Here is a 2,001-nt window from a genome sequence, read left to right on the forward strand (position 1 = left end):
GGGCACCAAGGAGCGGGTGGGTGAGTGGGATGCGCATCAGGACTCCACTCCGAGCCAGAAGCTGAGGGCCGCGGTGGTCTCCTCTTCTCCGGGGCTGTCCTTGTCGGCCAGGTCGGCGAGGGTCCAGGCGACGCGCACGACGCGGTCGAGGCCGCGCGCGCTGAGGGTGCCCGAATCCAGGCAGGATGTGGTGGGTTTCATCGCCGCGGCGGAGGGCCGGTAGTCGGCGTGGAGGAGTGAAGAGGGGACTTCGGCGTTCGTCCGCCAAGGCGTTCCGGACAGGCGTTTGGCGGCTCGCTCCCGAGCTGCGAGAACGCGTGCGGCCACCGTCTTGCTGTTCTCCACGAACTGGCGGTCGGCCATGAGCTCGCGTCTGGACGAGCGGGCCACGGTGACCTTCATGTCCACCCGGTCGAGGAGCGGGCCCGAGAGTCTGCCCAGGTAGCGTCGCCTGACCGTGGGTGAGCACCGGCACGTGTCCCCTTGGTCCTCGGCGCGGGCACAGGGGCAGGGGTTCGCGGCCATGACGAGCATGAACCTGGCCGGGAACGTGACCGAGCCGGCCGATCTGGACACGGTCACGCGACCGGACTCCAGGGGCTGCCTCAACGAGTCGAGCACGTGGCGTGGGAACTCCGGGGCTTCGTCCATGAAGAGGACGCCTCTGTGGGCGAGCGACACCGCCCCCGGGCGGACGATCGTGCTGCCGCCGCCGATGATCGCGGCGGCGGTCGCGGTGTGGTGCGGGCCGACGAACGGCGGTCTGCTCACCATGGGCGCATTGGACGGGAGCGAGCCCGCGACCGAGTGGATGGCCGTGACCTCCAGGGCATGGTCGAGCTCCAGGTCAGGCAGGAGGGTGGGAAGGCGTTCGGCCAGCAAGGTCTTGCCGGTGCCCGGAGGCCCGAGCATCCAGAGGTTGTGCCCCCCTGCCGCGCACACCTCAAGGGCTCGGCGGGCCACCGGCTGGCCCACGACATCCGCCAGGTCGACCATGGGATCGGCGGTGGACCTCGGCGGCTCCTCGTACGCCTCGATCTGGGGCTCCGGCGGGTCGTCTCCCTTGCGCAGCCACTCGACCAGCTGTCGCAGGTGCGCCACCGGGACCACGCGTACGTCCGGAACCAGGACTGCCTCAGCCGAGTTCGCGGCCGGGACGACGACCGTGGCGTCCCCCTGTTTGGCCGCGCCGAGAACGGACGGGAGGACACCGCGCACGGGCCGTATCCGGCCATCGAGGCCGAGCTCGCCCAGGAAGAACAGGTCCGCGACACGTTCGGCGGGCACCAGTCCCGCGGCGCCCAGAATGGAGACGGCTATGGCCAGGTCGAATTGAGAACCGCGCTTGGGCAGGCTGGCGGGGAACAAGCTGACGATGATGCGCGCGTCCGGCCACGGGTAGTTGCTGTTGACCATGGCGGATCTCACCCGGTCGCGGGCCTCGCTGAGTGCCGTGTCCGGGAGGCCGATGAGGTGAATGCCCGCCAGGCCGTTTCCCACGTCGGCCTCCACCTCGACGGTGCGACCCGTGACTCCTACCAGGGCCACGCTCCGGGCGCGGGCCACCGCCATCTAGATCGCCCCCCGTACGTGGCGCAGGGCGAAGTCTCCGGCGAAACGCTCCAGTGCGATCACGTCCACGCGCACGGTGTCGAACGTGCGCGGCTGTGTGGCCAGCCATCTGGCGGCGAGCATCCGGAGTCTGGCCAGCTTGGCCGGGCGTACGGACTCGAGGGCGGTGCCGTGGGATCTGCCCGAGCGGGTTTTGACCTCGACGACGACCAGAGCGGTGCCCTCTTCGGCGATGATGTCGATCTCGCCGTGGCGGCAGCGCCAGTTGCGATCGATGATCTTCAGTCCCTCGGCCTCCAGGTAGGTCGCTGCTACCTGTTCGCCTTGTTTGCCTAGCTCGCGGTCATTTTTCGCGGCCATTGGCGGCCACCTCCGTCCGGTACGGGTCCGGGATCGACCTTCGCGGATGAGGGGTGGTGGGGGATGGGC

At 69.8% G+C, this 2,001-nt stretch carries 2 protein-coding genes; both read right to left on the reverse strand.

Translation table 11 applies throughout. The features are described from left to right. Nucleotides 1-36: 36 nt before the first annotated feature. The gene (locus ETD85_RS61970; protein ID WP_138699045.1) at nucleotides 37-1,572 is read right to left on the reverse strand and encodes a YifB family Mg chelatase-like AAA ATPase; all 1,536 of its coding nucleotides are present in this window, start codon (nucleotides 1,570-1,572) and stop codon (nucleotides 37-39) included. Continuing rightward, the gene (locus ETD85_RS61975) at nucleotides 1,573-1,932 is read right to left on the reverse strand and encodes a YraN family protein (RefSeq protein WP_138699046.1); all 360 of its coding nucleotides are present in this window, start codon (nucleotides 1,930-1,932) and stop codon (nucleotides 1,573-1,575) included. Nucleotides 1,933-2,001 lie beyond the last annotated feature (69 nt).

It is taken from the genome of Nonomuraea zeae (assembly GCF_005889725.1).
GTDB lineage: Bacteria > Actinomycetota > Actinomycetes > Streptosporangiales > Streptosporangiaceae > Nonomuraea > Nonomuraea zeae.